Raw genomic sequence first — 21,875 nt, 5'->3', positions numbered from 1 at the left:
GTAGCGTCGCCATGCGGCAGCGCGGTCTGCTCCGCTCGCTGCGGGCCAGCGAACTATCGGACGGCACCCTGCGCTACATCATGTTGTGCGCCGCGCTGCTCGCGCCGAGCAAGCCGGAAATCCTCATCCTCAACGAACCGGAATCCAGTCTCCACCCAACCCTGCTGGACCCGCTGGCCCGGCTCCTGACCACAGCGGCAAAGACCTGCCAGATCGTCGTCGTCTCGCACAGCGAACGGCTGCTCTCCGGCTTGGCAGGCGATCCGGACACCAGAACATACCGGCTGGAGAAGGACTGCGGCGAGACATTCCTGCACAGCGACGAAGACCATTACTTCCGCTGGGTTTGGCCTTCACGCTGACCCACCTCCGCCGTTCACCTCGCGTTCTTCGCTGGCGTACGCAAAACACACTTTCGTGTCGTCACCCCATCCAGCACGGTCTTTGTGTCGTCGCTCGTCATGGGTAAGGATCCCGCTCGTTTTTCTAGGGAGCATGAATAGCATGAACATCAGCGAGCTGGCTAAGGGCGTTGCCATGTCGACGGGTTCGAGCGAGGCCGACGCCAAGAAGGCGATCACGGCGGTTTTCGATCAGATCGCAGACGCGGCAGCGAAGGGCGACGAAGTCTCCGTTCCTGGGTTCGGCAAGTTTGCCGTCAAGGATCGGCCGGAGCGCCAAGGCCGCAACCCGGCGACCGGGGAAGCCATGACGATCGCGGCGTCGAAGAAGGTGTCGTTCACCGCCGCCAAGGGCCTGAAGGACAAGCTCTGACGGACATGCGCCGGCGATCGGTCGCCGGCGCCGATAGGAGGCGCGGATGTGCAATCGGTTGTGTGATTGCGGTTCTGGCCGCAAGCGGAAAGCCGAGTTACGGCCGACGCCCATTTTGTAGTCGTCGCGCAGGCACGGTCTGCACCGTGGCCCCGACGGAAAAGCTACTCTGCGAAATGCTCCAGCTTTTCCTGAACGAGCAGAGGCTTTATCGCATCCAAAGCCTCTATGCTCCGATGCCAGAGTATGTATGTATAATCCCACTCCTCTGACAGCACACAGTCCAAGTCTGGAATGACGAACTGCAAGAATCGCGAGCCGTCCTTATTTCTGCTTGTCTGGTAATCGTCTAAGAGCGGCTCAAGCTTCTCAGGGAAATCAACGGTCTGCGCCATGTGGTTGACCACACCCATACGGAAAACATCGAAGGCGGCCAACAGCATTCGGTTAAACCTTGACCACTCGTCTTCAGAAACTTCATCTAATAGGTGAAGTCGGTCCTTCCCCAGCCATTCCGACCACAACGAAATATACTGCTTTGAAAATCCCGGCCTTACCTCGCCGTCCTCGAAGAAATGGCGGTAAGTGGCGCCGTCGGATACCGGCTTTTGCTCGCTCATAGCCGCGTGCTATATACAGCAAGCCGACACCGCAATGACCGCTTCCCCAAGATTCAGACGTTCGCGAGAGAATAGACGACGTTCGCCGCGACCAAGCTGAGCGCCTGACCGGGTCAGTATCATGGTTGGGCCTTCCGAGGTTCGAGCTCGTGTCCGAGGTCGGCGCGGAGCCGCCTCACCATGGGTCGTTCGATGGCTGATCGAGGGCTGCTATCTACCTTGGACGGGCTCTGGTGGCACTCCGGTTACAGCGCAGTCGCCTCGACCTCGTTCTCTCGGCTTGCCCCCGCCTCGCGGCGGAGCTGGTTCGGGTCGCGCGGGATCAGACCATCATGCGGTGGCTTCCTCGCGCGTCCAACGAAACTCGGTACCGTCGGCCCAGATGCGGTGCATGACGATCGCCAGCTTACGCGCGACCGCGACAATGGCCCTCCGCAGCCCTCGCCGCTTCGCCACGGCCATGCCCCACGCCTTCAGCGTCGACCAGCGCTTCGACCACGTCAGCAGCGCCAGAGACGCCTGGTAAAGCGTCGTGCGCATTAGGGCGTCGCCTGTCTTGGAGATCGAGCCGTTCCAATCCGCCTCACCGCTGGCATACTTTCTGGGCGTCATGCCAAGGTGGGCACCTACATCGCGCGAGTGCTGGAAGCGGCTCGGGTCATCGATGACGGCGAGGAAGGTGACGGCCGTGACCGCTCCAACGCCAGGCACGGTCATGAGGCGTCGGCAGGTGTCGTCCCGGGCGACGGCATCGAGCAGCATCTTGTGCAGCACGCCACACTGCTCGCGTAACGCTGTTCGCGCGATGAGCATCGGCCTCACCATGGCGGCAAGCCTCGGTCGGTCCTCAACCAGCTCCATGGCGCGCTGCTCGAACTGCCCGGAAGCGATCCGGCCAGAGAGCTTCAGCCCGAAGGCGCGGAGCGTGCCGCGCACCTCGTTCTCGATGTCGCCGTATTTGACGAGGAGCGTCTTGCGGTTGGCCAGCAGCATGCGCAGTTCTTGGCCGACCAGGCTCTTGATGTGGACCGGGCGATACCAGCCAACTCGGATCACCTGAGCGATGGCGCGCGCGTCGTTCCGGTCAGTCTTCACCGGCATGGTTTTGGTCAGTGCGCGGAGCCGGCGAGGATCGATACAGATCATCGGTAGGCCAAGAGTGGCAAGCTCGGAATACAGCCAGCGCGCGAGGCCGCCGATCTCCAGCCCGACCTTATCTGGATGAACGTCACGTTCGAGCAGCCAGTCGGCTATGGCGTCGGGCTCGGACGGATCGGTGCCCTCGAACTCGATCGTCCCGTCTTCGTCGACCACACAGATCGCTACCTCGGCAAGCGAGACGTCGAGTCCAACATACTGCGTCATGGCACTACTCCGCGTCTGCCGGCCCCATGCCGGCGCCAATCACGGTGTGCGTCGAAGAGTGTGAACCGCAATCACCCCATCTATAGGCTGACGGCGAAGCAGGCCGAAGTGGCGGCGACGTTCGGCATCCGCCCTCCCTATGAGGTCGATGAGACGTTTCCGGCGGATGATATCTTCCCTACTGGAAAAAAGACCCCGTCCTATGGGGCTGTAATCGTGCAGGATGGCGGCGATCGGCGGATCGAGCGCATGGAATGGGGTGTGCCGACGCAGGTCCCGAGCAAACGCGACACCGCGACGAAGCTGACAAAGTACGTGACCAACGTGCGGAACCTTACCTCAGGCTTCTGGCGGTCAATGCTAAGCACGCCGACGCGGCGCTGCCTGGTGCCGGTGACATCGTTCTCCGAGTACGGGTTAGCTCCTAGTGAGGACGGCAAAAAGCCGCTGCACTGGTTTGACGTACCGAGCCGCCCGATCTTCGCGTTCGCTGGCATCTGGCGGCCAGCGGACCGGGGCAACGCCTTTGGCTTCCTCACCACGGAGCCAAACTCTATCGTCGCTCCGATACATCCCAAGGCGATGCCTGTTATACTTCATGACGAGGACTATGATAAGTGGCTGGTGTCGCCTTGGGATGAAGTGCGTGACCTTGTCGCTCCCTACCCTTCTCAACTGATGAGCCAAATTTAGCGAATTATAGCAATAGAGGTTTTTGAGGAGCCATGCAAAACGTAGATGTTTCCGCGATCAAGCTGATGACTGGCGAGGGTGTTTTTAAATCAGCCTTTGCAAATTTGGCTGCGCTTACCTCAATTGCGGCGTCATGGGGCTATCTCGCAGGATATACTTACAGGTCTGAGATGCTAGAGCACTTTGGCTTAGCCTTTGGTGTAGTTGATTCGCGACCATTCGAGACGATCATACACGGCTATTACGCGACCATTTACGCCGCATGTAACGGGGCCATTTGGCTATTTCCCATATTGCTGCTAGAGCTCGGATGTATAATCGCTGCGTGTGCCCTAGTCGTCTATGGTAATAGCAGGGGCTGGCGCTTCAGCCGCGCGGCAACAGACTTTTCTAATAGGAACAAAGGTCAAATCAATCGTATTCTTACTGTAATCGGCGTTATGTGTCTCCTAGCTTCTGGCATCCTAGGTGCAGCCCCCGCAGGCTCGAAGGCAGCCAAGTATGATATCGATATATTTTCAAAATCAGCATCTTTTGGATGCTGCTTTATATACCAGATAGGCGAGAAAAGTTTCCGTGGCCGCATTATCGCGTCCGATCCGGCGACAACCTGGATCCTTACCCGTGACTTGATCGTTCCCGCTGCGACTAAGAACGTAAGCATAAGGCCTACCGGGTCATGGAAGCGCGGCCCGACTATTGATCCTAAATCAGAGAAATGACTATGATAGCCAGCATTGCCCTCACAGATTCATGTAGCGCTGCTAACAAGGTGTGCGCCGCGCGCATACCCTACTAGTCAAAGTGTGTCGACGGCGGGATCTCACGCTATCGACACACTTATCGTACCTACATCAGGCTGTGTAGTTCACAAGAATCGAGTTCTGGAAACCTGCGGTTGCCGGATAGTTTCCGCCGCCTTGGAGAGTGAATGTCATTTTGAACTTACCAGCAGCGTCGAATCCTGAAAATACGCTAGTGGTGCCCGACGAGGCACTGGAAACGTCGACGCACGTCGTGTAGGTTGTTCCGTAACGGTCGGCGTAGCATATCTTCACCTTCTGCTGTGCGGACCCGTTGTTATACCGGCCATACGACCAAGAAAGCGTCGTTACCTTGGATCCGGTCTTCTTCGCCGCTTGAGGCGTTGTGAAGAAGTTGGAATCCTCGCTGTCTGTGCCGTAGACGTTCGGTCCTGTCAGGCTCTGCGTCCAATTGTAATTCGCTGCAAGCGCAGCGGAGGCCGAGGCTAGGGCGACACCAGCCAAAGCCATCTTCGCAAAACCGTGCATCAACGCTCTCCCATGCCAGCCCATCTGGCATTGACGCGTTAGCGTGAATCCATTGCAAGGAAAAGACTGGGAAGCTGATGGCGCCCCTCCTCCTACAGACGCTAAGTCAATCGCATGGTTGTTTGATACTGCGTCTTACGGCAGCCAATCTGATCGTGCGCTTACCTGCGTGTGGTCCAGCTATCCATTTTAAACCGACGTGCAACAAAGATTTCTCGAAAGAATTCCGTTGGCTGGTCGTTTTGATGTATCGGGTTACAGCTACCCGAACATGAGGTTACCATGAAGGTCGAGGCTACATCCATCGCGCGGCTCGTCCAGACGACGGCGACCCGAACGGAGGCGATCAAGGGGCCGGAGGCACCTGTGAACGGCCCTGCCGGTCTAACTCGCGCCTCTTTGTCCCAGGAAGCTCAATCCGCTTCGGCTATGTTCGAGGCTGCGAATGCATATGTGCGGCAAGAGCACATGGAACCGTTTACCGGTTATAATCGGGGAACGGTAAGTCCCGGCGCATACATAAACGTGGAGCGATATAATAACTACATCTTTGATACCGCCGCTTCGAAGATGGTCAATGATGGGCTGAAGGCTGGGATTTCTTTAGATAAAGGGAATATAATCGAGGCGTTAAAAGGAAACAATTCCGATATCTCGAATATACGTTCTAGCGATACGGAACGAAAGGGGAGGTTAGGCTCATCTAGCTTCTTATCCGAGCTATCATCATCCGACCTCGACAATATGACCGACATGTACATACTAGCCAAAAGAAATGGCGCTGATCTTGGGCAGGTAGAGGTGGTGGCTTCCGATATTGGCATGGTTCGCCGAGATAGTCGTCTAGGAATCAAGACGTTGGTCTATGATCCACAAAAGGAGCTGACCGGATACGGCGACGTCGATGCTAATGAAGCTGCGTCCGCATCGTCAACCGACCCTTTTGATAAGATTAAGGTTGATCTCTATGGGAAGCTTGGGCTTCCCGTAGCGATGATAAACCTCCTAGTAGACTCAGTTAAAGCAGGGAACACGCAATCATCAACGACCCTGTCCTTTCTTAGAGAATTGATATAGGCAGTTTATGGAGCCCGGATCCGTCAATTAGGTCGCGTCATGTCCGGCATCTTGGGTCGAGCGAAAGAGGTAATCAGCAAGCCCTCCAATAGATATCGGCCGGATAGGTGACCCATATAAAAGTTACCTGCCTAATCATAACTTAAGGTGCGCAGAACTGCTATAATTCATTATAGTGGAAGATTAGATTTAGCTGTTAGATGGACGGCATATAGTATAAAATGGTAGCCAACTAGACGGCTCCGTGTCGTCTTACTATAAAGATTTCCGGACTGTCATGCGTATCGTCCGCCCGTAGGGATCTATCAGGAACCGCTGGAACCGGGTATCAAGGCCGGGATAGCCGGTGATTAAAAGGCGCTGGTTGAGAACGTTGTCGATGCTGATCTTCAATCGTAGGCTTCGTGGGTCGGCCTCGCTCTTTGCGCGATCCAACTCGATAAAGCCCTCGAGGTTGATTTTGGTGACGGCGGAATAGCGCGTCGTCGTAGCACTGGCAGCGTCGATCGAGCGCGCAAGTGCTCCGCTGTCCCATGTTACAGAGCCGTTGAGTCCATAGCCCGGTTTCGCCACCGTCCATTGCAGGCCGATATGGTGCCGGGCGGCCCCGGATCCTGCCAGACTGAGCGGCGTCGCCAGCAGGTCTATCCTGCCGCCTGTCCCCGGCAGCCGCAGTCGGTGACTGAGCATGTAGGCGTAGCTGAGGTTCAAATCCCACATCAGGAGATGCCTGGGTGGGGTCACGCCGATCGCCAGTCCGCCTTGCGCGCCAGCGCTGGAACGCGGCGATCCGGGACCATTGAGATGCAAGGTGGCGGATACCTGTCGTGTCGTCTCATCGAGGGCGTTGAAAGGGCGACTATCGAACTGGAGGAGTGTGCCGTCTGCGGCGCGCGTGAACAGGCTCGGAAGCAGCGTCTGCGCAAGCGGCGATGGTGTGCTGAAGGAAAGCAGCGGATCAGTGGTCCGGCCTACTGTGTAGGACAGCGAGCCGCTGATATTCGCCAGATGCGTATTGGTTTGATAGGACACTAGCGCGGTCGAACTTGAGGAACGGGTTTCGCGCACATCGTCTCGACCTCCGGTCAAGACAGTGACGGGCACGACCCGGCCGGTGACCGCGTCGTAGATCAAGACGCCGGATCGGGCGACGATCGGCGCATTGCGCTGCGTTGCGGACGGCAGGCTTGGGGCTGTGGCATGGCTTGCCGAGATCAGGAGACCGGCGAAGGGCGTCCACTCGAGAGACGAGAATACTCCACCAGCACTTCCAACCTTGCTGAACGCGGAATAATCGATCCCTCCATGCAGGTTGAGATCACCAAACTGACCCAGCCACCCTATCCCACGCTGCGCTATTGGCACGTTGATCCCGCCATGCGCGGAGAACGTCTTGTAAGCGGTTGTGGTGTGACCGTTCGGCATACCTTCCACGATGCTTGTCAGAGTGCCTTGCCGCATGCCTGAGGTGGTATCGAATGTTACCGGCCCCGCCGGGAGCGTGAACAGCCTGCCGTTCAGCGTTGTGGTCACACCGAGGCTATGGACGAGCGTTCGTGTGTCGCGAGGCAGGAAGGCCGGAATGAAATCCTGGGCGAGGTCAGCGGCGTCGATCGCTACGGCCTGACCGTGCGCATTGGTGATGGATGTCTGGTTTGCGTCGCCGTTCACCAACACAGACCAGAAGAACGATGCGATGTCGCCGTTCAGCGTTGCGCCCATCTGGATATACCGCGTGTCGCTTCGCTGTCGGGACAGATCGAAAGCGCCGCCCGCGGCAAGGATCGGCCCGGTCCGCGTTGTGGACTGAACCGCGCCGGCTTGCGCGCTCAGGTCCATGTTGAGCGAGCCGAGCGGCATGGCGTAACCCGATGTCAGGGTGACGAGATCCTGACGAGGCAGCAGACTGTAAAGTGGTGCCGCAGGATCAGCGGTGCTAGCTGCGATACGATCGCTGCGCAGGAGGCCGCTTTGGCGGTTATAGATTAGGGCCAAGTTCAGTCGATTATCATTGCGGATGCGGCTGTAGCGCACCCCGCCGGTTTCAGTATCGCCTCCCCCCTCCGTCGTTCCAGTGACACCTCCCTCGAGTGAGGTAGAGTGAAACTTTGGTCTAAGCGCGAGATTGACGACGGCGTCTCCGGGCGCGAAACCATATTCAGCTCCTTTCGAGCTCCTCAACACCTCTATTCTAGCTAGCGCCTCCGGAGGGAGAGCGTCGATCGCATCGGTGGAGGCTAGTCTTCGACCGTTGACCACGATCGAGAAGTTTCGACCGAAACGAGCTGCAAGCCGACTGATCAGCGCCCCAATAGTGTCTTCCCCATAAGCCTTGATCGTCGTGGACGGAATGGTGTCGGTGACATCTTCTGGTTTGACACTCCTTAACCGTCGGCCCGTGACAACGATGTCCGCAGCTTCACCTGATTTAGGCGGCAACTGCGCAGCAGCCGATTTGCTTGATACGACTGCCAGAATAGAAATGGCCGCTCCGGCGAGCACGAACGATAAACTGTGGAGGACGTTGGGCGTATCGGTCATCTTGCCGTCACAAAAATTCCATCCAAATGCCCATGGGCTGAGAAGCGGCGCCCCACCTCACTCCAAAATATCAATAACACCCGTGAGAGCCTAGTGGGCAGGCCGCAAAGCGGAGTGGCAGCGCAGCGCTTGTCCAGCGCGGCTAGATCGCCGGCAGCTCGTAGAGAGTGATCTCAATGCTCTCCTGATCGCCCTCGCCAGTCAGGGTGATTTCCAAACATTGGTTGACCAGATCGTTGGCGAGCCGCTCGATCTCGTCGAGCGCGACGTCGAACAGTTCGATCTGCATGTCGAGATCCATGCCCTTGGGGCCGTTCAGGCAGATCAGGCCGGGATGGAGTTCGAGATTTCTGTAGAGGCCCTTCTCACCTGGCCGATCCGCTGCGCCCCGGAAGTCGATCGAGTTTCTCGTCACGAGCGTGTAATCGCCTGCTACGACGATCGGGACGAGGTTCCAGTCCTGAGTGCCCGCAAGGCCGCGATAGGCGACGCTCGTCGTTTCCTCATGCCCGCGGGCAACGGCGCGATGGACGAGTTCGCTGCTGAGGCACTCGTCGATGAAGAGCTTCACGCGCTCAGCCGTCGTCGCGCGATCGTACGCTTCGACAAGACCTTCGCCTCCGTCAGAGCCCGACGTTCCGGTGGCCTGCCCTGCAGCGGATTGGCCCGGGCGTAAAGCGTCGCCAGTTCTATCTGCTCCTCGTCCAACGAGGGATACGAGCTGGCAATGCGGGACAAAGGCAGACCTGCGGCGACCGATGCGGCGATATCATGGACCGGAACCCGTGTTCCGGCGACGACGGGCGTACCGCCAAGAATGTTGGGATCGACCTTCACCGCTTCCCGTGCCGCCAGATAACGACCCCACCGTTCGTGCGTCTCGTCCCAGAAGGTTTCCAGGTCTAGCTTGAGGAAATCATGGCGCACCGTGCAGTGCCGGCGCAGCGAAAGCCACCGCGAGGCCCCCTCTCCGGCCGCCTCCACCCGCTTGTCGATATCGAGGATCGCGAAGCGGCGCTCGTTGGCCGTCAGCCTGCCGGCGCTGTGATGGTAGAAGGCAATGTAAAAGCAGGCCTCTGCCCAGACACCCTTGCCCTTGCCACGGTGTACGACGCGCGCCGGCAGCGCCCGATCGATCGCATGGTTGACGATATTGAGCTCGACGCCGGAAATGACCGCTGCTTCCGTCGGCTTGAGCAAGTCCACCGTTTCGATCACCGGCCACACCTCGAATGTCTTCCCATCGTTGGGAATATATATTGTGGGCGATTGGCGATCAAGGATGGCGGAGGAGGAGGCAAGGCGTCTACACCGTGTCGCCCGTTTCACTTGCGGGAATTAGTTTCTGGAAAACCAGGCAGCTTCTTTCCACACGTGATTTTTGGAAAGGCGGCGCTGCCGCCAGCAACCTGCCCGGGGTGAGGGCCGTCCCTCGAGAAAAAGGGTCGCGGTGGGCTGGCCCGCATCCCTACTCCCAGGGCAGCGTCGCAAAACTCGCCGCTTCATGAACCGTCACGATCGCCGGGGTAGTCACCGCCGTCATCGCCATCCGCGCCCGCCGCTGCTTCAGGGCGTGCATGCGGTCGGCTGTCATGCGCCCCTCTCGTGTCGACGCGCCAAGATGATAGCGATAGGTGCCGAGTGCTCAACAGATTGTCGATGGTGCTTGCCCGATCCGCATCCGCCGTCGCCGCCCGAAGGGCCGTATATCCTTCTTGGATCCGGCGATGTAACGCCAGCGGTGCCAGGACCCGTCCAGCCGAGATCGGAACACCCGTGATGTCGACCGGCCTCGCCGTCGTCAAATGCTCGATTTTGTGCGTCTGAAATCCACCGTCGCGGATCGCTTGGCGGACAGCCGTTATCGCTTCGGCCGTAACCTCCATACCCGACAAGGTGAGATCGTCGACCCAAAGCGACATCGCCAGCGCTCGAACGCCACAGACTTCGTATACCCGGTCGAACATCGGCCGGTGGACGAGCGTCGTCAGGACGGGGCTGACGGGCGAGCCGAACGGCATGCGGCCGTCGATCGCGACCAGCTTCGCGATCAGACCGGCGACATCGTCGCGGATCCCCATCGTGTGATGCGCCCAACGCCAGATATCCTCCTGCATCGTGCGCGGATAGAATTGGCGGATATCAATCTTGAGCAGCTGCGCGCCATCAACGTGGCGCTCCGCATTGTCGCGTTGTCCGATACCTTTGCGCGGACTACACAGGTAAGGCGGCTGCTTGATCTTGTTCAGCTGGAACTTCAGGCGCTCGTGGACCCGCCTAAGCCTGCCGGTAGGGATCGCGAGATTGCGCAGCTTGCCGTTGATCTCAAGGGTTCGCCGACTGGTATAGCGTTCCTTGTCCCGTATGATCGCTTCAAGTTGATCCTTCGTCATGCCGAGCAGGCGCGCGACATCCTGCTGGGTCGGGTCTTGCGCCCACAGTGAGGCATCCAGCCCGAAGCGCTCGTAGCGCCGATCCCTAGGCCGCTTCACGCTCGGCCGGACGCAGCTTCTCGAGAAGGTGCAGTACCTTCTCCGCGACGATCAGTTGACCGCGGCGGGCGATCGGCTGCCCCTCGATCTCTTCGGCGAAGAAGAGGAGCTGCGACATCTTGACCCCGACGGCCGCGCTGTACGCCTCCAGGAGGTCCATGCTGACCGATTTGCGCCCGCCCTCGACGTCCGAGATCAGCGACTGAGTTACGCCGACACGCTCCGCCATCTCGGCCTGCGAGTAGCGGCAGTACAGGCGCAACAGGCGCAGGGCTTCGTTGATCGTAGGTCGTTTCGTCATTCGGAGGATGTCCTTTGGTCGGCTATCCCGAGGTCACCGCTTATTCGTGATGCTTCAGAAGAAACATCACGAACGAGACCACTCGCCCCACCGCGATGAACACCTTCATCAGAAGGAGCCATCGCGACGGAGGTCGTGGCTGGTGCCGCTGCGTGCGAAGGTCGTGGCTCATTTGGCGCTCTCCTGTCGGCCAGACCGGCGACGACTGCCGGCCCCCGTAGGCACTGGTGAGAGCTATGTTCCGGAGCGTTTATACCTCGGGCATGCCGCGCCCGGTCCCGGGCGGGCGCGGCGCGCCGCCCCCCCGCCGAGACACAGGTGGTAGTCGGGAGAACCATTCTCCCACAGGGCTTGAGATCGCCCCTGCTTCTGACGGGTTCACTATGAGCTACCATCGCCAGATCGGTGTACGGATCACCAGTCGCGCCCGCAAGATCAAATATCGCCTGGGGCGATAAATAATCTGCTTGGCTGCCAGTTGCGGTGGTAAAGCTGCCCTCACGTCGTGGCGGGCGATGTCCGAACGCGACGTCCGTCGCCAGCCAAAGGGATTGCTTCCCGACCGGCGTTCGGGTTGATTGCTCGACATGGCAGGAGACATGGGCCCCGGGCAGGACACGAAGCAGACAGCCAGCTTCCAGCGCATGACCCGCGAACGCTTCGACGCGCTCACATTGTGGGGCTGGGATCCGGAGATGCAGCACGAACTGGCGACGGGGTCATGCTGGTCGACGGCTGACGAGCGCGTCCTCGCGGCCGTTCTCCACCACCGCAAGCATCGCAACTTCTGGATCGCGGCGCTGGCGCGTGACGAAGCGGGACGGATGCGGGGCTTCACGCAGGCGGGACCATATCCGACCGCGCGCTGTGCCGAGGACATCCTGGGAGACGAGCGCAGCGCCCCGCTCGCGGGGCTGGAGCCTGACTTTGCCGGTCATCCTGCGCTGCTGCAAGGCGTCGACCTGTTCGCGCCGCAACCCCCGGCCGTCACGTTGCACCCCGCCTATCTGCTGCTCCGCGATGGCGCGACCCAATCGGCTGCCCGCGCGATGCTCACCGAGGTCGCACGCTGGGTTCCCGATCTCGACGGCAATCTCGTCCAGGATTTCCAGACCACCGGCTACAGCGCTCGGACTTGGGAATTGTATCTCTTCGCCGCGATGCGCGCGCTCGGCTTCGGGATCGATCACCGCCTTGCGGTGCCCGATCTCTGCCTCGTGAAGGGTGACGCCCGGATCTTCATCGAAGCCGTGACCGCCAACGGCGCCGATCCGATGGCCAGCGCGATGGCTGCAGGAGCACCTAGCGGGCCGCCCGAGGACTTCTGGCGGTTCATCGAGGAGGAGATGCCGCTCAAGTTCGGCTCGCCGCTCTACAGCAAGATGAAGAAGCGCTATTGGGAGGCGCCGCACGTCTCGGGTTACCCCTTCGTGCTCGCGATCGCCGACTTCCATGCGCCGGGATCAATGGTCTGGTCGCACACCGCCATCCCGATCTATCTCTACGGCGCGAGTGCCGCCGTCAGCGTCGATGCCGACGGCAATCGATACGGGGTCGAAAAGACGGTTTCACAATGGTCGGCGGGCACGAAGACGGTCGACCGGCCGTTCTTCTGGCAGCCCGATACCGAGCATGTCTCGGCCGTGCTGTTCTCAAACGCCGGGACTGTCTCCAAATTCAATCGGATGGGGGTGAGGGCCGGATTTGGCGACAGGTTCGTCAGCCTCGTCCGCAGAGGCGGGCTCAGCGACCCGTCACCCGGCGCGTTCGATGCCGTGCCTTTCGATCTCGACATCGAGAACCCGGATTATCACGAGGATTGGCCCGACGAGCTTCAGATGTACCATAATCCGAATGCGCTGGTGCCGATCGACGACGAGCTGTTCCCCGGTATCGTCCATTACCGGTTCGAGGACGGCGAGGGCTATTGGCGTGGCCCCTCTCCTCGCGTGCTGTTTTCCCAGACGACGACGTACGACTTCCTGGGCGCCGAAATGCGTCAGGAACTGAAAGAGAAAGGCAGCCCCGTCATCGATCTGCTGCGCGGCACGACGGATCTGTAGGAGCGTTTCGGGAGGTCGCCGCCCAGGGGGGCCGCAAGGCCCCCTGCCCTCACGGTTGAGCAAAGAAGATCGAGTGGGCATCGAGCCCACCCGACCTCCTGCCTCGATGCTAGACGTTCGGTCGCGTCCGCTCAGCCAAGCCGCGAACTGTGCGTCGTGCATCAGCGCGCTATCGTCATCGACGCGGCGGACAGAGGATCGAGAGCGTTATGCAAGAATATGATGACGGCAAGAAGGGCGGCGATGTCGGGACGCCCGTGCCGATCAAGATCGACGTCGACGAACAGCGCGATCCGGCGATCGCTCTCTGGGGCCTGCCGGCAACGGACGAGCCGAGGACCTTCTATTACGACGAAACCAACAACGATCGTATTATCCACCTCACCGACGACGGCTTCAACGTGCCTGACCCAAGACCGTTCGTCCTGGGGGGCGTCGTCCATGGCGGCGCAGAAAAGCCGATCGATCTCTCGATTTTGCGCCGCACGATGAGCTCTGGCCGCGGCGTTGGCGGCTCGCTCGCCGGTATAGCCTTGGTCGACCCAAGGCCAGTTCGACGGCATCGTCGGTGACGGCCTGTACGGTCCGCGCGAGCCGTTCCACCTCGCCGCGATCCTCCGCGCTGGCCGGCGTGACGTGGAGTGCCAGCAGATGACCCAGCGTATCGACGGCCATGTGAATCTTCGAGCCCTTCTTGCGTTTTCCACCGTCATAGCCGGCCCGCTCGCCGCTCTCGGGCGTGGACCGCAGCGTCCGACTATCGATGATCGCGGCGGTCGGCTCGGCCTTGCGCCCCGCCGCAAGACGCAGCACCGCGCGCAAATCGTCGACCAGCGCCTCGAAGCACCCCGCCGCCAGCCAACGTTGCGTCTGCTGGTACACCGCGGCCCACGGCGGCAGGTCGTTGGGCATCCACCGCCACGGCGCACCCGTCTTCACGATGTAGCGCAGGCCGTTGAACACCTCGCGCAGGTCGTGCTCCCGCTGCCCCGCATCCTCACGCTGCAACAGCAGGTACGGCGCGACCAGCGACCACTCCTCGTCGCTGACGTCAGACGGATACGGCTTGCGGCAAATACTCATCCACCAACGGATGAATCAGGCCCGCTTTCAAGTCCATAACAGCCTCTAGGTGCCTGTCTGACGTGGCTTCGCAGCGTCGAAATCGACGATATTGCGGCCATCAAAGCAAAGCTTAGCGTTGCGCAAAACGCGAACCGTATGGCGCTCGCTTCCCTAGTCGAACGGTCGATCGCCGTAACGGATGCTTTCGTGGTGAAGCTGCTCAGCCTGGACGATATAGCCCGCTTCGAGCTTTTCCTGGAATGATCGTGATACGATCTCCACGGCGTCATACTTTGCAGGTGCCCCCTCGCCTGCTCCTTCGATCAGATCTGGTTGGCACAGCTGGCATCGAAGCGCTCGCCCCAGTGCATTTAGGGTGTACCCTGAGCCAACCACAAGTTGCCGGTCTTTTTTCCGTGGCGAAATGGGTTATAAAGTCAGCGGCTAAATTTGGCTTAAGTCTTCTTTGGCTCTCGATGTATCAAGGACCAACGAGCACCTACCGTAACAAGACCACACCGGCAAGTTGCCGTCGCAGGTTGGCAGCGCAGGTAGCGCGCCTGCCTCGCCGCCATCTAAGTTATTTTCTCAAACGATCGACCATCGGCGACCTCGCCTTCCTTTCAGGGTGCCAAATGATCGTATTATACTTGCGGGCACGATCCACGATGCTCCAGTAAAATTGCCCCCTTTTGTGGACGGCGATTTTGTATTCTGCTGCACTACGCTGGTTACTGGTTGGCGTTCACCTCCTGCAACACCGCGAAACCCTCGAATTCGGGTGGTCCGATCGTCTGCGTGTTATTCGACCCGGCGGACGCGTGAGCGGCGCGGAATACCTCGGAACGGGTCCACCCCTCGAAGTCCTCATAGGTTTGCCAAAGGGTGTGCGACGCATAGAGGACATGGTCGTCGCGCCGGGGTCCTTTCAAAAAGTGAAACGCCACGAAGCCCGGTACTGTTTTCAGGTATACGTCACGGTCAAGCCAGCGCGCGGCAAAAGCCTCCTGCTCGTCGAGCTTCACGCGAAACCGGTTCATTGCGATAAACATATCGTCTCCTTTCATAGTCGTTCTGATGCGCTCTGTGCGATCGTCATGGTTTGCGGCAAGATGAATGGGCGGTCGGTAGGTGTCCTTCCTGGCACCAGATCGACGGCAAACAAGGTGTTCAGCGTTTCGCGCGTCAATACTGCTCTGGCCGTGCCATCCGCGATGATCCTGCCATTCTTCATCGCGACGATGCGATCCGCGACATGCGCAGCCCAGTTCAGATCGTGGAGCACCATCAGGACCATGCCGCCGCTACGAGCATGCACAGCTGCGACTTCAAGGACGCGCTTCTGCTGAGCCAGGTCCTGAGCGGCAATGGGCTCGTCGAGGATAAGGGTGCCGGGCGTACCGCCGGTCGCGCCCGCACGCAGCTGGACCAGTGTCCGCGCGAGATGGGCACGCTGGCGTTCCCCGCCCGATAGCGTTCCGACGACCCGCATCCGTCGGTCTGATAGACCTACCTCCCCGAGCGCTTCCTTGACCCGTGCCTGTGTGATGGCGGGTCGTACGGTCGACCCGATCGCCCGGCAGCCGAGCTGTACTAGTTCCTCCACGGTGAAGGCATCGCCGCCTGCCTGCGCCTGGCTCAATACTGCGCGTCGCCGCGCGATCTGCCTTGGGCCGAAAGTCCCGAGTGGCTTTCCCTCAAACAGGATCTGCCCTGAGGATGGAGCGGTGGTTCCAGCGATCAGCCGCAGCAGGGACGACTTTCCGGCGCCATTGGGGCCGATGAGAACGGTCGTTTCGCCCGGTCGTAGAATAAGATCGATGCCGTCGAGCAGCTTCCTGCCGTTTACTACAAGACTGACGCTGTCGAGACGGATCATAGCCGCGCCACCCGGCCGCCGTCACGGAGCAGCAGCCACATAAAGACCGGTGCGCCGATCAGCGCGGTGATGACGCCAACCGGCACCTCGGCAGGCACCGCGATCGTCCGGGCCAGTGTATCGGACAGGATCAAAAGCAGTCCGCCCAGCAGGGCGCTCGCCGGCACCAGCGTTCGATGCGAAGGCCCTGCGATCAGGCGTATGAAGTTAGGCACCAGTACACCAATGAACCCGATGATGCCCACGAGCGCGACACTTGCTCCCGTCAACGCCGCAACCGCCATCAGTGTCAGCCGCTTGGTGCGTTCGACATCGTGTCCCATGTGGAAGGCGTCTTCTTCACCGAGAAGGAGCGCATCGAGAGAGGGAGCGAGCGTGGCAAGGCAAAGCGCTCCGATCGTCAGGAACGGCAACGCAGCCCCGATCCCCCGCCACGACGCACCCGACAGGCTACCCAGTGTCCAGAAGCTGAGATCGCGAAGGGCACGGTCGTCGGCGAGGTAGACGAGCAGTCCGGTCAGTGCGCCGCAAAACGCCGCTAGCGCGATGCCACCGAGAAGAACCGTTGCGACAGAGGTCACCCCGCTTTGCGTCGCGATCGCCGTCAGCAGCGCCGCGCCGACCAGAGCGCCCGATAGACCCGCGAGCGGTTGCGCCCAGGTTCCGAGCGGCTGTATCCACGCCGCGAGCCATCCGTCGCCGAGTACGATCACAAGCGCGGTGGCCAGTGCCGCGCCCGCCGAGACGCCGATCAGCCCCGGATCGGCGAGCGGATTGCGGAACAGCCCCTGCATCGCGGCACCCGACGTGGCGAGCGCTCCACCGACGAGCACGCCCATAACCAGACGCGGCAGGCGGATGCCGGTCATCACCAGCCATCCGACCTGCTCATCTGGCGAGAGCGTACGCCCGGACCATAGGGCGTAGATCAGCCCCGGCACGCTACGGAGGCCGGTAGTGGTCGCGCCAATGTCGAGTGCGATGAACGCGCCAGCCACAAGCGCTGCGGCAAGCAACGCCAGAAGCGGAGTGCGTCCGATCCGCCGCCCGGATGGCGAGTTCTGGTTCACGTTAGACGGCATGGAGACGTCGGGCGAGTTCGAGTGCGGCGATCGGCGTGCGCGGACCAAGACCGAGCAGGTAGCTGCCATCCATCCGGATCAGGGCATGCCGCCGGCCGGCGGGGGTCAACTGGAACCCGGGCGCATCGAGCGCCCCGACGTCGATACTCGGGCCGGCGTGGTCCATGGCAAGCACGGCATCGGGCGCCAGTGTCGCTAATGCCTCATCACTGACCGGCTTGTACCCGTCGAGTGTGCCTGCGGCATTGATCCCGCCCGCCATCGTGATGATCGCGTCCGCTGCGGTACCCTTGCCCGCGACCATCGGCCGTCCGTTCTGGAGCGACAGGACGAACAGGACACGCTTGCGGGCGGGATGCGCGCGCCGCCAGACGCCAAGCTGACGGAAGCCGGTCTCGATCCCGGAGACGACCTGTTCGCCCTTCGCTTGCGCCCCGACTAGTGTCGCCAGTCTGCGCACCCGGCCGATCACCGCGGCAGGGCTCAACGTATCGTCGATGCGAACCAGCGGAATGCCGGAAGCACGCAATGTTTCCAGCGCTTGCGGAGGACCGGCGTCCGCCATCGCCAGGATCAGCGTCGGCCGCGTCGCCAGCACACCTTCGGCGGATACGGCACGCATATAGCCGATGTTGCGTTTCTCCTTGAGCGCTACCAGCGGGTATTGGCTTGTTGTGTCGATCGCAACGATCTGCCGCTGGGCTTCCAGGGCATAGAGGATCTCGGTGATCGCTCCACCAATGCATACGATGCGTCGCAGATCGGGCGGTGCGGCGATCGCCGCTCCGGCGTGGAGCGCCAGCACGCCGAGGGCAGCGGTCGAGATCGCTTCGCGGCGGGTCGCGGGGAGCATGATGGTGCGCACCGTGGCGACATCGTCGCGCAGCGTCACGCGAAGCTCTCGTCGGCGAGCGCACGCACGCGAGCGAACGCCGAACGCGCGCCCTCTACAAGGCGCGCATCTTCTTCGTCACTGAGCGGCAAGGCGTTCACTGCGGCTGTCATTTCACGCCACTGCGTTGCACGCCCGGCCGGGTGACCGGCGAGGTGGCGTGCGCCAAAAGTTTCGCCGAGCCCCAGTGCGAAGGCGCGCTTGAGCAGCGCCGCTGCACCGAGGTTCGATCCTTCCGCCACCCACAGCCAGCCCGTGGCCCCGGCGGGATCGATCGGTGTCGCAGGAAACAGCGGGAGTGGATCATCCTTTGGCACGGTCAGCCCCAGATCGCGCACATCCTGCTCGATCCTGTTCAGTCGACGTCGCGAGGGCAGATCGAGGATCGCGGCGATCGGCAGCGGCATGGCGTAGAGCGCGTCGATGTCGCGGTGGAAACGATACTGCATCCGTAACAGGCGCGCGTACTGTGCACGATCGCGGAACGGTTCGGCGCCGATGATCCGCGTATCCAGACGGTCGTGCGTCTCGTGCGTGGCGGCGGTCAGGCGCTGGGTGCGCGCTTCGGGTGGACGATCGATCAGCAGGCCTGCCATGGTTTTCCTTTCATTTGGAGGGGTCAGCCGCGCAGGCTGAACTGGATGGGGAGTTCCACCGCGACCGGATCGCCGGGTATGTCGGCGGTCGGCGCGGGGAGCGGCGCACCGCGCTTGACGGTCGCCACCGCCTCCTGGTCGAGAACCGGGTAGCCGCTGCCACGGGCGACGCGCACCGAACGGACGGCGCCGCTGCGATCCACCGCAACCGCGACCAGCGTAACGCCCTGTTGCCCGGCACTCTGCGCCATGCGCGGGTAGCGCAGGAGGGGGCGCAGATGAGCGAGCAGGTCACCCTGCCAGTTGGCTCGCGCCGATCGTTCGGCCGCAGGGTTCGCGGCGGTCACGGGCTTGGCGGCAGGAGGGGCTGCCGTGGCAGGTGGCGATGCCGGTGTGGCGGGAACCGCTCTGGCCTCGCTTTGTGGCGCTGGCTCGTTCGATGCTGTCGGTAGCTGCGAAGCGATCGGCAGGCGCAAGATCGATGGCGGGGGAAGCCTGCTCGACAGGGGCGGAGCTGGCGCGACGGGGCTTGGCGGAGATTCGACCTTTAGATTAGGTTTCACCGGCTGCGGCGACGCCGGTGCCACGTCGAAGACCGACAAGCGCGGTGCGGGGCGCGCCGAGGAGATCGCCGGGGGCTGCGACCAGTGCCAGGTCACCGCAACGATGGCCATGGCAGCGAAGAGCGCGACGCCGGCTGCTCCTTGCCGATCGCAGGCGGCCGGGCGGCGATAGCCGGACCGGTCGACCGCGGCATTGACAGACTCGGCCCCAGCCCCTGGCGGTGTCGAAAACCAGGCCGCTGGCTGGAGAGCAGGGTTAGAAACCATGGTCTATCCTCAGGCTGATGCTCGTGCGACGATAGGAGTAGAGCCAGTCGACGTTGCTGGTGGTGCGGCCATGCTGCGCCAGCAAGCTCGGGCTGAAGCCCGCCACGCGAAGCCCCGGTAGCCGCGCGAGCAGCGTGTAATTTTGTTCGGTGTCCTGCCGCTTCGCCTCGAGAAGCGCGCTGTAGGCGCGGTAATCGCGATGTCGCAGCGACGCAGTCAGCAGGACTTCGGCGAAGCCTCCGAACACCTTGTCGACGCCGACGCGCCCGCCATACTGCCGATAGCCGTTGACCGGATCTCGCGCCCGTTTGTCGACCGCATCTGGACCGCCGAACAGCGACCAGCCACGCGGCAGCGTGTACCACCCGGTAAGCGCCATGTCGGCCTGCCGGCCACCGAAGTTCCGATAGCCGTCCAGATGGTAGGCAAAGTCGCGCACATTGGCTTCGAACCGGACGAGCGCCTGTCCGCCGATCGTCAGGCTATACTCACCGTGCCCGCCCCAGGCGTCGTAGAGCCGGTGGGAGTCAAGCGTCCCGATGTCGAAGGAGGGTGCCAGCACTACGCCCGTCCGCGCCGTGCGGCGGTCATAGCCGGCGTAGAGCGACAAGGCCGTCTGGCTGTAGTCATCGTTGCCAGGAAAGATATCGCCGAAGAACAGAGCGCGGGTGCTGATACCGTCATGTCCGGCGAGCGGCAGGCGCCATGTCGCATTGCCCTCGATGTTGATGCCCGCCGCGGCGATCGGGTCGGGTACCTTGCGGTCAATGAGGCAGTTTCCGTCCTCGCCGGGCAGCAGGCAGGTGTAACTTGCCGACGACTGGTTGAGGTTGGAGCTGTATTCGGGTCCGATCGCGACGCTGCCCTGCACGCCCCGCCGCCTGGCGAGCGCGCCCCGGAAAACATCCACCGTCTGCAGCACGCCGGCGGCCTTGTCGCCCTGCGTGGCCAGTTCTGCACGTACGCCGTCAAACACCTGCGCCGCTTCGCGGTCCCGGTGATCAAGGAAGAGGGTGCGGGCGAGCTCGAGCCGCCCGGGCATGAATTCGGGCTGGTGGGCGACGAGCGCGCGATAGTCTCGCAGCGCCGTGTCGAGATCGCCGCGTTCGCGCGCCAGCGCGGCGTCGGCATAGAGCAGCAACGCCTCGTCATGGTTCGGGAGGGTCCGGTAGACCCCAAGGAAGCGGCGCACGTCCGCCCAGCGCTTCCGCGAGACCGAGATGTAGAGGGCATGCCCGAGATCGTCGACGTTGTGGCCGACGCTGTAGGTCGAGCCGTCGATCTCGATGGAGGTCGTGTCGGTCGGGTCGGCATCACGCGCTTGCGTGTCGGCTTGCGCCTTGCGGCGCTCCGCGCCCTCATCGAGGCGAAGGCGCGTGTCGAGGTTGCCGGCTTGCTGCGCCTGCGCGATGACAGGCGCGCCGCTCGCGACAAGCGCGAGCAGCGGCAGCCAGGACCGGCAAAGAGCAAGGGTCGTAAAGACCCTTGCTCCATTGCACGTCAGATCAGTTCTTCGTGCCACCGAACGCCGTGCTGTACTGGCGTGCGCCGGTGAAGTTGACGATGCCGGCCAGCGCTGCGGCATTCGCGCCGAAGAACTGCCCGCTGACCTGCCCGCCAGAGGCGACGCGCACCCCGGCCGATGTAGCCGTTCCACTCTGTCCGCTGAACGTTGCATTGCTGGCGATTGCTGCCGTGCCGATGTTCACGCTATAGTTGTTGGCGCTGTTGGCCATGCTTCCCGTCAGCGTCTTGCCGGTGAAGTTGGCGGTGAACGTACCGCTCAGCTGGCCCTTCGTGGCATAGTCGCTGATCCCCTTGACGGAATATGTCGCCGATCCGCTGGTCGGCACCGTCGTGCCGGTCGCGGTGCCGGCATAATAGACGGTATGGTCGCCCGCCGTTGCACTGCCGGTCTGCGACCACTCGCCGAAGTAGACGTCGTTGGCGCCCACCTTGGCGAAATCGAAGCGGCCGAATTTGCTGTGATCGGTCGTGGTCCCGGTGACCTGCGTGATCGTCGTAACGCCGTTGACGGGCGGCGATGACGCCTGCAGCCCTTGGAAATCGACGCGGGTGGTGAGATTGGTGTTCGGCACGCCGATGCCTGGGCGCCCGGACACATGCGGACCACCGTTGACGGTGCTCGCGCCGATGTTGACCTTGTTGGCGTCGCTGGACGTTCCAACGATCTGCGCCTGTGCCGTTCCGGTGAAACCGATCACGGCTGCGCCCGCGAGTGCGGCGAGCTTGAGGTAAGAGGACGTCATGATAGTACTCCTGCTTGGTGGAGCACCCGACATTTCGGGTGCG

Annotated in this window: 23 protein-coding genes and 1 pseudogene; 7 read left to right on the top strand and 17 right to left on the bottom strand. The window is 61.8% G+C overall.

What is annotated here, in order from left to right; translation table 11 throughout:
• Both AC07U4_RS20140 and AC07U4_RS20135 read left to right on the top strand, forming a co-directional pair.
• On the top strand, positions 1–362 hold a 362-nt coding region (locus tag AC07U4_RS20140), incomplete at its 5' end, for an AAA family ATPase (RefSeq protein ID WP_495196755.1).
• 142 nt (positions 363–504) lie between these two features.
• Positions 505–774 carry an HU family DNA-binding protein gene (locus AC07U4_RS20135; RefSeq protein WP_495196754.1) on the top strand — a complete coding sequence of 90 codons (270 nt, stop codon included), beginning with the start codon at positions 505–507 and terminating at the stop codon, positions 772–774.
• Between the two features lie 164 nt (positions 775–938).
• Here AC07U4_RS20135 and AC07U4_RS20130 read toward each other — a convergent pair whose 3' ends face one another.
• Both AC07U4_RS20130 and AC07U4_RS20125 read right to left on the bottom strand, forming a co-directional pair.
• On the bottom strand, positions 939–1,394 hold the full coding sequence (locus AC07U4_RS20130) for a hypothetical protein (RefSeq protein WP_495196753.1): 456 nt from the start codon (positions 1,392–1,394) through the stop codon (positions 939–941).
• Positions 1,395–1,724: 330 nt separating this feature from the next.
• Positions 1,725–2,759 (bottom strand): IS110 family RNA-guided transposase, encoded by a 1,035-nt coding sequence (locus AC07U4_RS20125; protein WP_495196752.1) that lies wholly within the window; start codon positions 2,757–2,759, stop codon positions 1,725–1,727.
• 60 nt (positions 2,760–2,819) lie between these two features.
• Between AC07U4_RS20125 and AC07U4_RS20120 the strand changes: the two genes are divergently transcribed.
• Positions 2,820–3,452: an SOS response-associated peptidase gene (locus tag AC07U4_RS20120; RefSeq protein ID WP_495196751.1), complete on the top strand. Its 633-nt coding sequence runs from the start codon at positions 2,820–2,822 to the stop codon at positions 3,450–3,452.
• A gap of 32 nt (positions 3,453–3,484) precedes the next feature.
• On the top strand, positions 3,485–4,174 hold the full coding sequence (locus AC07U4_RS20115; protein ID WP_495196750.1) for a hypothetical protein: 690 nt from the start codon (positions 3,485–3,487) through the stop codon (positions 4,172–4,174).
• Positions 4,175–4,306: 132 nt separating this feature from the next.
• Here AC07U4_RS20115 and AC07U4_RS20110 read toward each other — a convergent pair whose 3' ends face one another.
• Complete coding sequence (locus tag AC07U4_RS20110) at positions 4,307–4,744, bottom strand: flagellar protein FlhE (protein ID WP_495196749.1); 438 nt, start codon at positions 4,742–4,744, stop codon at positions 4,307–4,309.
• Positions 4,745–5,026: 282 nt separating this feature from the next.
• Here AC07U4_RS20110 and AC07U4_RS20105 point away from each other — a divergent pair, with 282 nt between their 5' ends.
• On the top strand, positions 5,027–5,821 hold the full coding sequence (locus AC07U4_RS20105) for a hypothetical protein (RefSeq protein ID WP_495196748.1): 795 nt from the start codon (positions 5,027–5,029) through the stop codon (positions 5,819–5,821).
• A gap of 255 nt (positions 5,822–6,076) precedes the next feature.
• On the opposite strand, the gene AC07U4_RS20100 is transcribed toward AC07U4_RS20105, so the two are convergent.
• The 5 genes from AC07U4_RS20100 to AC07U4_RS20080 form a co-directional block, all read right to left on the bottom strand.
• A complete protein-coding gene (locus AC07U4_RS20100) occupies positions 6,077–8,362 on the bottom strand; it encodes a porin family protein (protein ID WP_495196747.1) in 2,286 nt (761 codons plus the stop codon).
• A 142-nt stretch (positions 8,363–8,504) separates the two neighbouring features.
• Positions 8,505–8,933 carry a DUF5615 family PIN-like protein gene (locus AC07U4_RS20095; RefSeq protein WP_495196746.1) on the bottom strand — a complete coding sequence of 143 codons (429 nt, stop codon included), beginning with the start codon at positions 8,931–8,933 and terminating at the stop codon, positions 8,505–8,507.
• Positions 8,930–9,580: a DUF433 domain-containing protein gene (locus AC07U4_RS20090; RefSeq protein ID WP_495196745.1), complete on the bottom strand. Its 651-nt coding sequence runs from the start codon at positions 9,578–9,580 to the stop codon at positions 8,930–8,932. Before AC07U4_RS20090 ends, AC07U4_RS20095 begins: the two co-directional genes overlap by 4 nt.
• A gap of 284 nt (positions 9,581–9,864) precedes the next feature.
• Entirely contained in the window at positions 9,865–10,854 is a 990-nt protein-coding gene (locus AC07U4_RS20085; protein WP_495196744.1) for a reverse transcriptase domain-containing protein, read from the bottom strand.
• Positions 10,841–11,155 carry a helix-turn-helix domain-containing protein gene (locus AC07U4_RS20080; RefSeq protein WP_495196743.1) on the bottom strand — a complete coding sequence of 105 codons (315 nt, stop codon included), beginning with the start codon at positions 11,153–11,155 and terminating at the stop codon, positions 10,841–10,843. The genes AC07U4_RS20085 and AC07U4_RS20080 overlap by 14 nt, the downstream gene beginning before the upstream one ends.
• 587 nt (positions 11,156–11,742) lie before the next feature.
• Between AC07U4_RS20080 and AC07U4_RS20075 the strand changes: the two genes are divergently transcribed.
• Entirely contained in the window at positions 11,743–13,218 is a 1,476-nt protein-coding gene (locus AC07U4_RS20075; RefSeq protein ID WP_495196742.1) for a hypothetical protein, read from the top strand.
• Between the two features lie 500 nt (positions 13,219–13,718).
• Here the strand turns inward: AC07U4_RS20075 and AC07U4_RS20070 are convergent.
• From AC07U4_RS20070 to AC07U4_RS20040, 7 genes and pseudogenes are all read right to left on the bottom strand, one after another.
• Positions 13,719–14,301 (bottom strand): annotated as a pseudogene (locus AC07U4_RS20070) (IS5 family transposase); the annotation flags it as partial.
• A gap of 713 nt (positions 14,302–15,014) precedes the next feature.
• Entirely contained in the window at positions 15,015–15,335 is a 321-nt protein-coding gene (hmuQ, locus tag AC07U4_RS20065; protein WP_495196741.1) for a heme-degrading protein HmuQ, read from the bottom strand.
• Positions 15,336–15,346: 11 nt separating this feature from the next.
• Positions 15,347–16,162, bottom strand: coding sequence for an ATP-binding cassette domain-containing protein (locus tag AC07U4_RS20060; RefSeq protein WP_495196740.1), 816 nt, complete (start codon positions 16,160–16,162; stop codon positions 15,347–15,349).
• Positions 16,159–17,232 (bottom strand): FecCD family ABC transporter permease, encoded by a 1,074-nt coding sequence (locus AC07U4_RS20055; RefSeq protein WP_495196739.1) that lies wholly within the window; start codon positions 17,230–17,232, stop codon positions 16,159–16,161. Before AC07U4_RS20055 ends, AC07U4_RS20060 begins: the two co-directional genes overlap by 4 nt.
• A gap of 1 nt (position 17,233) precedes the next feature.
• Positions 17,234–18,136 carry a heme/hemin ABC transporter substrate-binding protein gene (locus tag AC07U4_RS20050; protein WP_495196738.1) on the bottom strand — a complete coding sequence of 301 codons (903 nt, stop codon included), beginning with the start codon at positions 18,134–18,136 and terminating at the stop codon, positions 17,234–17,236.
• Positions 18,133–18,732: a biliverdin-producing heme oxygenase gene (locus AC07U4_RS20045; RefSeq protein ID WP_495196737.1), complete on the bottom strand. Its 600-nt coding sequence runs from the start codon at positions 18,730–18,732 to the stop codon at positions 18,133–18,135. The genes AC07U4_RS20050 and AC07U4_RS20045 overlap by 4 nt, the downstream gene beginning before the upstream one ends.
• Before the next feature lie 23 nt (positions 18,733–18,755).
• Positions 18,756–19,079 carry an energy transducer TonB gene (locus tag AC07U4_RS20040; RefSeq protein ID WP_495196736.1) on the bottom strand — a complete coding sequence of 108 codons (324 nt, stop codon included), beginning with the start codon at positions 19,077–19,079 and terminating at the stop codon, positions 18,756–18,758.
• Positions 19,080–19,104: 25 nt separating this feature from the next.
• Between AC07U4_RS20040 and AC07U4_RS20035 the strand changes: the two genes are divergently transcribed.
• A complete protein-coding gene (locus AC07U4_RS20035; protein ID WP_495196735.1) occupies positions 19,105–19,467 on the top strand; it encodes a hypothetical protein in 363 nt (120 codons plus the stop codon).
• Positions 19,468–19,551: 84 nt separating this feature from the next.
• Here AC07U4_RS20035 and AC07U4_RS20030 read toward each other — a convergent pair whose 3' ends face one another.
• Together AC07U4_RS20030 and AC07U4_RS20025 are read right to left on the bottom strand one after the other, a co-directional pair.
• On the bottom strand, positions 19,552–21,084 hold the full coding sequence (locus AC07U4_RS20030; protein WP_495196734.1) for a surface lipoprotein assembly modifier: 1,533 nt from the start codon (positions 21,082–21,084) through the stop codon (positions 19,552–19,554).
• Complete coding sequence (locus tag AC07U4_RS20025; RefSeq protein WP_495196733.1) at positions 21,068–21,832, bottom strand: Slam-dependent surface lipoprotein; 765 nt, start codon at positions 21,830–21,832, stop codon at positions 21,068–21,070. Before AC07U4_RS20025 ends, AC07U4_RS20030 begins: the two co-directional genes overlap by 17 nt.
• Between the last annotated feature and the right edge of the window lie 43 nt (positions 21,833–21,875).

The organism is Sphingomonas sp. GW821-FHT02B09, from assembly GCF_059421875.1.
The sequence above is the reverse complement of the archived record's forward strand: the minus strand, read 5'-3'. Positions and strand labels throughout refer to the sequence as shown.

What these genes read in the sequence shown, in the direction of transcription:
- AC07U4_RS20135 (WP_495196754.1), top strand. Translation starts at nt 505, where the DNA reads ATGAACATCAGCGAGCTGGCTAAGGGCGTTGCCATGTCGACGGGTTCG.
- AC07U4_RS20130 (WP_495196753.1), bottom strand. Translation starts at nt 1,394, where the DNA reads ATGAGCGAGCAAAAGCCGGTATCCGACGGCGCCACTTACCGCCATTTC.
- AC07U4_RS20125 (WP_495196752.1), bottom strand. Translation starts at nt 2,759, where the DNA reads ATGACGCAGTATGTTGGACTCGACGTCTCGCTTGCCGAGGTAGCGATC.
- AC07U4_RS20115 (WP_495196750.1), top strand. Translation starts at nt 3,485, where the DNA reads ATGCAAAACGTAGATGTTTCCGCGATCAAGCTGATGACTGGCGAGGGT.
- AC07U4_RS20110 (WP_495196749.1), bottom strand. Translation starts at nt 4,744, where the DNA reads ATGCACGGTTTTGCGAAGATGGCTTTGGCTGGTGTCGCCCTAGCCTCG.
- AC07U4_RS20105 (WP_495196748.1), top strand. Translation starts at nt 5,027, where the DNA reads ATGAAGGTCGAGGCTACATCCATCGCGCGGCTCGTCCAGACGACGGCG.
- AC07U4_RS20100 (WP_495196747.1), bottom strand. Translation starts at nt 8,362, where the DNA reads ATGACCGATACGCCCAACGTCCTCCACAGTTTATCGTTCGTGCTCGCC.
- AC07U4_RS20080 (WP_495196743.1), bottom strand. Translation starts at nt 11,155, where the DNA reads ATGACGAAACGACCTACGATCAACGAAGCCCTGCGCCTGTTGCGCCTG.
- AC07U4_RS20075 (WP_495196742.1), top strand. Translation starts at nt 11,743, where the DNA reads ATGGCAGGAGACATGGGCCCCGGGCAGGACACGAAGCAGACAGCCAGC.
- hmuQ (WP_495196741.1), bottom strand. Translation starts at nt 15,335, where the DNA reads ATGTTTATCGCAATGAACCGGTTTCGCGTGAAGCTCGACGAGCAGGAG.
- AC07U4_RS20060 (WP_495196740.1), bottom strand. Translation starts at nt 16,162, where the DNA reads ATGATCCGTCTCGACAGCGTCAGTCTTGTAGTAAACGGCAGGAAGCTG.
- AC07U4_RS20045 (WP_495196737.1), bottom strand. Translation starts at nt 18,732, where the DNA reads ATGGCAGGCCTGCTGATCGATCGTCCACCCGAAGCGCGCACCCAGCGC.
- AC07U4_RS20025 (WP_495196733.1), bottom strand. Translation starts at nt 21,832, where the DNA reads ATGACGTCCTCTTACCTCAAGCTCGCCGCACTCGCGGGCGCAGCCGTG.